Source organism: uncultured Alistipes sp., assembly GCF_902388705.1.
GTDB lineage: Bacteria > Bacteroidota > Bacteroidia > Bacteroidales > Rikenellaceae > Alistipes.
In genome coordinates, this window is record NZ_CABMQJ010000075.1 from 1 (window position 1) to 8,168 (window position 8,168).

8 protein-coding genes are annotated in these 8,168 nt (G+C 62.7%); 2 read left to right on the forward strand and 6 right to left on the reverse strand.

What is annotated here, in order from left to right:
• The coding region (locus QZT71_RS11330; protein ID WP_295916241.1) for an alpha/beta hydrolase fold domain-containing protein at positions 1-266 on the forward strand (266 nt) is incomplete at its 5' end.
• 24 nt (positions 267-290) lie between these two features.
• Here the strand turns inward: QZT71_RS11330 and QZT71_RS11335 are convergent.
• Entirely contained in the window at positions 291-1,250 is a 960-nt protein-coding gene (locus QZT71_RS11335; protein ID WP_295916243.1) for a UDP-glucuronic acid decarboxylase family protein, read from the reverse strand.
• Positions 1,251-1,342: 92 nt separating this feature from the next.
• On the opposite strand from QZT71_RS11335, the gene QZT71_RS11340 reads away from it, so the two are divergent.
• Positions 1,343-2,392 (forward strand): endonuclease/exonuclease/phosphatase family protein, encoded by a 1,050-nt coding sequence (locus QZT71_RS11340; RefSeq protein ID WP_295916245.1) that lies wholly within the window; start codon positions 1,343-1,345, stop codon positions 2,390-2,392.
• An 80-nt stretch (positions 2,393-2,472) separates the two neighbouring features.
• On the opposite strand, the gene QZT71_RS11345 is transcribed toward QZT71_RS11340, so the two are convergent.
• The 5 genes from QZT71_RS11345 to QZT71_RS11365 form a co-directional block, all read right to left on the reverse strand.
• Positions 2,473-3,651, reverse strand: a complete 1,179-nt coding sequence (locus QZT71_RS11345) for a hybrid sensor histidine kinase/response regulator (RefSeq protein ID WP_295916248.1) — start codon at positions 3,649-3,651, stop codon at positions 2,473-2,475.
• Between the two features lie 59 nt (positions 3,652-3,710).
• Entirely contained in the window at positions 3,711-4,883 is a 1,173-nt protein-coding gene (locus QZT71_RS11350; protein ID WP_295916250.1) for a glycosyltransferase family 2 protein, read from the reverse strand.
• Positions 4,880-6,007 (reverse strand): glycosyltransferase family 1 protein, encoded by a 1,128-nt coding sequence (locus tag QZT71_RS11355; protein WP_295916252.1) that lies wholly within the window; start codon positions 6,005-6,007, stop codon positions 4,880-4,882. Before QZT71_RS11355 ends, QZT71_RS11350 begins: the two co-directional genes overlap by 4 nt.
• A 4-nt stretch (positions 6,008-6,011) precedes the next feature.
• Entirely contained in the window at positions 6,012-7,466 is a 1,455-nt protein-coding gene (locus QZT71_RS11360; protein ID WP_295916254.1) for a lipopolysaccharide biosynthesis protein, read from the reverse strand.
• The coding region (locus QZT71_RS11365) for a glycosyl transferase family A (RefSeq protein WP_295916256.1) at positions 7,463-8,168 on the reverse strand (706 nt) is incomplete at its 5' end. The genes QZT71_RS11360 and QZT71_RS11365, both read right to left, overlap by 4 nt.

Genomic DNA, 8,168 nt, shown 5'->3' on the forward strand with positions numbered 1-8,168 from the left:
TGATGTCGCCCGTGCGCGCGTCGGCGGAGCGCCTGCGGGGACTGCCCCCGACGCTGATCGCCGTGGCAGAGAACGACATCCTGCGCGACGAGGGCGAGGCGATGGGCCGCCGCCTGGACGAAGCGGGCGTCGAGGTGACCACCGTGCGTTTCAACGGCGTGATACACGATTGGGGAATGCTCAACGGGTTTGCCGGGCTGCATCCGACGCGCACGCTGGTGCGTTTGGCGGGTGCGGTGCTCCGCGATGCCCTGGCAAAGCCGTGAGGGAAGTGCCGCGGCGGGGCCGGGTCAGTGCCTGACTCCTCCCCGCGACAGGATATTTTCGAAATAGGCGATGGTCTTGAGCAGCCCTTCGCGCAGCTGGACCGTCGGCTCCCAGCCGTCGAGCATCTTGCGGGCGAGCGAGATGTCGGGGTTGCGCTGCTGCGGGTCGTCAGAGGGCAGGGGCATGTGGATGATTTTCGATTTGGAACCCGTGAGTTCCAGCACGATGGAGGCCAGTTCGTTGATGGTGAACTCGTGCGGGTTGCCGATGTTCACCGGGCCTGTGAAATCGTCGGGCGTGCGCTCCATCATGCGCACCATTCCCTCGATGAAGTCGTCGATGTACTGGAACGAGCGGGTCTGCTCGCCGTCCCCGTAGATGGTGATCTGCTCGCCCCGCAGCGCCTGCACGATGAAGTTCGAAACCACACGGCCGTCGTTGATGTCCATGTTGGGGCCGTAGGTGTTGAAGATGCGGATGATCTTCACGGGGATGCCGTATTCGCGGAAGTAGCTCATGAAGAGCGATTCGGCGCAGCGCTTGCCCTCGTCGTAGCACGAACGCAGCCCCAGCGGGTTGACATGTCCCCAGTACTCCTCGGGCTGGGGGTGTACCAACGGGTCGCCGTAGACTTCGGAGGTCGAGGCCTGCAGGATTCTGGCCCGGTTGCAGCGGGCGATGGCGAGCATGTTCATGGCGCCGATGACCGACGTCTGCGTGGTCTTGATCGGATCGTGCTGGTAGTAAATCGGCGAGGCGGGGCAGGCGAGGTTGTAAATCTCCTCGACCTGGGCCGTATACGGGTAGATGATGTCGTGGCGGATGACTTCGAAGTTGGGGTGGTTCAGCAGGTGCCGGATGTTGCTCTTGTGTCCGGTAAAATAGTTGTCGATGCAGATAACGTCGTTACCATCGCGGAGCAGTCTTTCACATAAGTGCGAACCGATAAATCCGGCACCGCCGGAGATCAGGATCCTCTTCATTCCAATTGCGTCTTTTTTGAGTGCGTAAAGTTATAGTTTTTATTTGAAAAAGCGTATCTTTGAGCGCATAAATCGTTAGATTATAGCACAAAATGGGTCGTAAAGCCGTTTCGTATCTCTTGTACAGCCTCTCGGTCGCAGTTACCGGGCTGCTGCTCGCCGCCGCCGTGTTGAGCTGGCGCGCGTCGTTCGTCGCCCCCGGACAGGGCGGATTCTGGGCTACGATAGCGTTGCTCATGCCGGCCATACTGCTGGCCAACCTGCTGGCGCTCGTCTGGTGGCTCGTGCGCCGCAAATGGGTCGTGGCCCTGATGCCGGTGGCGGCGCTGGGGCTGAACCTGGGGTACATTTCGGCCATGGTGCAGCTTCCCGATTTCAGCACTGCGGACGGGCCGCACGATATACGGGTCGCCACGCTCAACGTTAACGGCTTCCGCCGCCTGGGTTCCCTATCCGCCACGGCGGATGCCGTGGCTCGCGTGATGCAGCGCGAGAATGTCGACGTGCTCTGCCTGCAGGAATTCATGGACGGGCGGGAGTTTCCGGCCGACAGCATCGGGGCGCTTTTCGCCCGCAGCATGCCCTATTTCGTTCATGCCGGGAGCGCGGCCCTTGCCAGCCGTTATCCGATTCTCGATTACACATATGTCCAGTTCCCGGACACCTCCAACGATTATCTGTGCGCCGACCTGCTCGTGGACAGGGATACGGTGCGAATCTTTTCGGTGCACCTCCAGACTTCGGGCATCGCGCAGTTGCGCCGCCGTTTCCGGACGGATTACAACCTCGGGATCCCTCCTGTGGATACGCTGCTCGTCGCGTGGGAGAGCAACAGCAGCATCCGTGCCGGGCAGGTGCGCGAAATCCGTGCCGCGATCGACGCCTCCCCCTATCCCGTGATTCTGGCGGGCGACTTCAACGATACGCCCTCCTCGTACGCCTACCGCCAGATGAAAGGCGACATGACCGACGGGTTCCGCGCCGTCGGGAACGGTTACGGCGGTACGTTCCGTTACCTGGGCGGCCTGCTGCGCATCGACTATATCTTCTACGGCGGCGACTTTGCCGGTGTCCGCTACTATACGCTCGGCGACGACATCAGCGACCATAAGGCCGTGATAGCCGGAGTACGGTTCAAATAATCTTTATCGGTACGGAAATAATAGCGGGAGCCGGCACGACCGTGCCGCCCGTTTTTTCATGACGCCCCGCCCTGCTTCGTTCAGGGGCGGGCGATTCCTCCTTCTGTGTCCTCCACGGGGTCGGATTCGGGCTGCTCCTTGGCAATCGAGAAGCTGAAGGTCGAGCCCTCGCCCTCTTTCGACTCGACGGTCAGCTCTCCGCCGTTGCGGCGCGTGAGATCCTGTACGAGCTGCAGGCCGAGGCCCGAGCCCTCCTCGTTCTTGGTGCCGTAGGTCGTGTAGTGTATCTCGGGGTTGAGCAGTTTGGGCAGGTCTTCCTCCTTGATGCCCGTGCCGAAATCGCGGACGCTGATTACGGCGTGCGTCGGGGTTTCCCGCACCGAAATGATGATACGCCCGCCCTCGTTGCTGTACTTGATGGCGTTCGACATCAGGTTGCGCATGATGGTCTTGACCATGTCCACGTCGCAGCGCACCGTGATGGGGCCCGGAATGTCGTAGTCGACGGCGATGTTCTTGACCTGCGCCACGAGGTCGGACATCTTGCTGGCGAAAGTCACCACCTCCGAAATGTCGACCTCCTGAAAGACCGTGTTCATGCGTCCGGTCTGGCTCTTGGTCCACTTGAGCAGGTTGTCCAGCAGCATGAACGTGCTTTCGGTGATGTTGTTGCCCATGGTGATCATCTCGAAGTTCTCTTCGCCGACCTCCTCCTGCGTGAGGTTCATCGAGAGCATGTTGAACACCATTTTGAGCGTGCCGATCGGCGAGCGCAGGTCGTGCGCGATGACCGAATACATCTTGTCGCGCGCCTCGACCGTGGCCTGCAGTTCGTCGCGCTGGTGCGTGATGGTGCGCTGGGCCGCCGCCAGGTAGATGTGGTGCGTAACGCGCGTGATGAGCTCTTCGTGGTTGAACGGCTTGGAAACATAGTCGCTGGCCCCCAGCTTGAATCCCTTGACGATATCCTCGGGGTTGTGGAGCGCCGTGAGGAAAATCACCGGAATGTCCTGGTGTGCAGGGTCGGCCTTGAGCCGCTTGATCACTTCGTAGCCGTCCATGTCGGGCATCATGATGTCCAGAAGGATCAGGTCGGGGGATTCCTTTTCGACTTTCTCGAGCGCCTCGAAGCCTCCCGAAGCGGTGACGATTTTGTATTTCGCGCGGCTCAACACGGCTTTCAGCAGCATGATGTTGGTGGCGATGTCATCGACGGCGAGAATCGTATAGTCTTCGGGCTTGATGGCGATGTTTTTCATGGCGGACAGCAGTTAGTTCAACAAATATAGCATAATTTTTCAGGGTTGTCAAAAAACCTTCAGGCCCGTCGGGCTTTCTCCCAGGCTCCGCGGCCGCGGTGGGTCGCGAGGTACCATGCGCCCCGGAAGACGTTGAGGTTCATGAAGAGGAAGTAGTAGGGGACGAAGAGCAGGCGGTTGCGGTGTCCGCTGCGCTCCAGCGCCCATCCTGCGAGGGCGGCGAGGTAGAAGGCGCATTGCAGGGCCAGCGTCGTGCCGTAAAGCGCCGGATGCCCCGACCACAGCAGCGCGACGTTGAGCGGCAGCAGCGCGACGAGCACCACGGGCGTGAGCGTCCAGCGCAGCACGCGGTGCGACACGTACTGGAACCACAGCACCCCGTAGCGGAACGGGTTGAGCAGTTTGCGCAGCCGCCACACCGACTGCAGGCCGCCGGCCGCGATGCGCCGTTTGCGCTTGCCCTCCTCGCGCATGTCGGCCGAGGGCGTTTCCAGTGCATAGGCATCCTTGCAATAGGCGATCTTGCAGCCCTGCGCGGCAATCAGCATCGAGCAGACGAAGTCGTCGAGCAGCGTATCTTCGGGAAGCGTCCGCCACAGTTCGCGCCGCACGGCGAACAGCTCGCCCGCGGCCCCGACCGCCGAATGGAGGCGGTAGTCGAGTTCCTTGAGTTTCGACTCGTATTTCCAGTAGACGCCTTCCGTGGCGGCGGCGCCTGCACGGTCCGTCCCTGCGACGCGTTTTTCACCCGCCACGCATCCCACCTGCGGGTCTTCGAAGCAGCGCACGATTTCGCGCACGGCCTCGGGGTTGAGCATCGTGTTGGCATCGGTGAATACGACGAGCGGCGTGCGGATGAATTCCAGCGCGCGGTTGAGCGCGGCGGTCTTGCCGCCCCGGCGCGCGTCGTGCAGCACCGTCACCCCGGGGTAGGCGGCCAGCAGTTCGCCCGTGCGGTCGGTCGAGCCGTCGGTAATCCACATTATGCGGAGCCTGTCCGCCGGGTAGTTCAGCGCCAGGCAGTTGGCCATCTTCCCGGCCACGACATCCTGCTCGTTCCAGGCGGCGATGAGCAGGGTCACCTCGGGCGGGTCGGCCGGGAAATCGCGCCGGAGCGCGGGGCGCACGGCCTCGCGGACTTTCACCAGCATCCATAGCAGAATGCCGTATCCGAGGTAGGTGTAGAAGACGAGGAAAATCCCCGCCCAGAAGAGTATCGCTGCGGTCGTCATGCTTCGAAAAGTTCGGTTAATACCTGTTTCATCTGGTTGTCCCACGAGAGGGTGCCTTCGATCGAGGCCCGTATCGCGGCGGGCGTGAGGCGCACGCCGTCGTAAAAATGCACCAGGGCCGCGATGTCGAGCGGCGTGTCGTCCGCCGGGGCCTTCATCACGTAGGGCATGCCGTCGAAGTCGCTGTCCCGCTCCGAGTAGACGAACGGAATGCCGCGTGCGGCATACTCGCGGTTCTTGAGCGTTTTGATGCTCGTGATGCCGTTGCGGTGGCGTCCGAGGCTGGCGACGCCCATGTCGCACCATTCGAATTCGGCGTCGAGCTCCGCACCCGAGCGGGGGCCGATGACCTCGGCGTACTCCTGGAGCCCGTATTGCTCGATCATGCGGCTGTATTGCGCGATGAGCGACTGCACGCCGTCGCCCGCGATGCGCAGGCGTACGATGCACTGGTGCGCTCCGGCATAATAGGCCCGGAGCCCTTCGAGTATGCGGTCGAGGCCGTGCCAGAAGTGGATGTTGGCCACGGCGAGGAGCCGGATTTCGTGGTGGTTGTCGTGTTTCTGCGTCTTGAGCGGGATGCTCCGGAAGTCGATGCCGTTGGAGATGCGAATCGTCGGGCGGCCGAAGATTTCGCGGTCGTCGGAGAAGGTGACGATGCGGTCGATGTAGCGGGCCATGCGGCGGCGGAACGTGCGGTCGATGCGCAGTTTGAGTTTGCGCACGAAGGGCGACCGGGCGAACTCGGCGTCGTAGGGGTAGGTCGGAATTTCGAGCGCGATGCGCACGCCGAGCCGCTTGATTCGGCGCAGCCAGCCGATCAGCACCGGGCTGGCGTTGTGGTCGTGGCGGATGTAGAGGAACTCCACCCCTTCGTCGCGGATGTAGCGCGTGATGTCGGTCAGCGAAACCCGCTTGGCGAGTTTGGCGTGCAGCCCCTTGCCGAAGGTGCGGATGACGCGGTCGCCGACCATGCGGCGCTGTGTGCCGTCGGCGGCGATTTCGAGGTGGCACAACCCGACACAGGCCCCGTTGCGGCGCAGGGCGTCGCATTGGTAAAAGATTTTCTTGCTGATGCCGCTGTGGGCCGAAAATCCGTGGAAAACAACGAACAATCCTTTCATAACGTTATCGTTTTTTGCGGGACAGGAGCCGGGCGGCCGTTCCTTTGAGGTCGTATTCGCCGCCCAGCTGCACGTAGAGCAGCCATACGGCGAGCGCCGCGGCGCCCTTTACGGCCAGCGACACGACCAGGGGCATCGGCGGCAGCAGCCACTCGATGGCCGCCAGCAGCAGGCAGACGAGTGCCGTGAGCAGCAGGGGCGAGAGGAAGCTTCGCCAGAATGCGCCCCAGCCCGTGCGGAGCGTCAGGCAGAACAGCGCGTGGTAGCACTGGACGAAGTTGACGGCGAACGAGGCGCAGATGCACCATGCGACCGCTTCGGTGGTGCCGAACGCGAAGATGCCGGTGCAGATTGCCGCGACGTTGAGCGTCGCCGAGAACACGCCGCAGAGGAAGAGCATCCGCGTGGCGTTGGCGGCCTGGAAAATCGATCCCGAGGTGGACATCACGATTTGGATGCCGACCGAGAGCGCCAGAATCCGGAATACGGGCACCGACGGCTGCCACTGGCTGCCGAAGATGATGAGAACGAGCTCCTGTGCCGTGAAGCAGAGCACGACCGAGAGGGGCAGGCCGATAAATGCCAGCAGCCGGACGACTTTCCGGTACGAGGAGGCGAGCTGGCGCAGGTCGTCCTGCATCTCCGAGAAAATGGGGTGCATGACGGGCGACACGACGTAGGCGATGTTTTGCAGCGGGAGCATCATCAGCCGGTACGACTTGTCGTAATAGCCCAGTTGCGAAAGGCTCATATAGCGGCCCATGAGCAGTTTGTCGAGGTTGCGGCTGAAGTAGTTGATGAGCTGGAACGAGAACTGGTAGGCCGAGAACGAGAAGACTTTGCCGATGGCCTCGCGCCCCGGGCGCAGGTGCAGCGACAGCGGGTTCTGGCGGTAATTTATCACGAAGAGCATCAGGCTCGAAAAGACGGGGTTGATCGTCAGGGCGTAGATACCCGCCCCGGCGTAGGCGGCGGCAACGGCCGCCGCGCCTCCGGCGATTTGCACCGAAAGCGAACGCATGGCGGCGAACCGGAACCGCTTCTGCTTGAGGATAAGGGCGTTCGGGGCGATGTTCGCGGCGGCGAAAAAGAGGTTGGCGGAGAGGATGCGCAGGATGTTGCGCAGCTCCTGCGAGTCGTCGTAGAACGAGGCGACGAGTCCCGATGCCGCGAAGAAGAGCAGCGCCATGACGGCCCCCGACCAAATCGAGAGCGAGAAGATGCCGTCCAGGTCGCGTTTGCTGAGGTTCTTGTGCTGGATGACCGCCGGGCCGATGCCCAAATCGCTGAAGATGGCGAAAAAGGCGATGACGACCGTGGCGATGTTCACCACGCCGAACTCTTCGGGGGTGAACAAGCGTGCCAGGATGCCCGACACCACGAGCGTCACGACGATGCCCGCGTATTTGGCGATTGAGGTGTAGAAAACGCCCGAAGCCAGTTCCCGTTTCACACTCATCTGCCGGTTTGCTTTTTAATCATTCCCTTGAACAGCAGCGCCCCGAGGGCTTTGCCGCTGATGCATGCCGGATAGTGCCGCAGGGCGGTGAGCGCCAGCCGCCGGCGATCGGCGGCGGGAAGCTGCCAGGCGCTCTGCATGACAACCCGCAGGATGCTGCGCGTGAGCATGCGCACCGCCCGCCGGGATTCGGCGTCGCGCCCGGCGGCGAAACGGTTCAGCTCCCGGAGTGCGGTCATGTAGCCCGTGACATTACGCTGCGAAAACCGGGTGGTCATGGTCGACTCTTCGCGCACGCGGCGGTGGAAGAACGTGCGTGCGATGCCTGCCACGCGCGCGGCCTCGATGTAGAGGCGCGCCGTGAACAGCTCGTCCTCGTGGATGATACCCGCGTAAAACCGCAGTCCCGCACGGTCGAGCAGCTCGCGGCGAATCAGGTTCAGGCAGACCGAACTGCGGTAGCGTTTGGTGTCGAGCATGCGCCCGAGCAGTTTGCGGCCCGTGTGGATGCCGGGGAAGGCGGCGGCCCGGCGGTAGTCGAACCAGGCGGCGTCGGAAGCCGGGGCGCCGAAACTCACCGCGTCGAAGAACACGAAGTCCAGCCTGTCCGCCTCGCAGCGCGCGTAGCAGATCGCGAGCGCGTCGGATTCGAGCAGGTCGTCGCTGTCCATGAAATAGACGTAGCGGCCCCGGGCCCGGCCG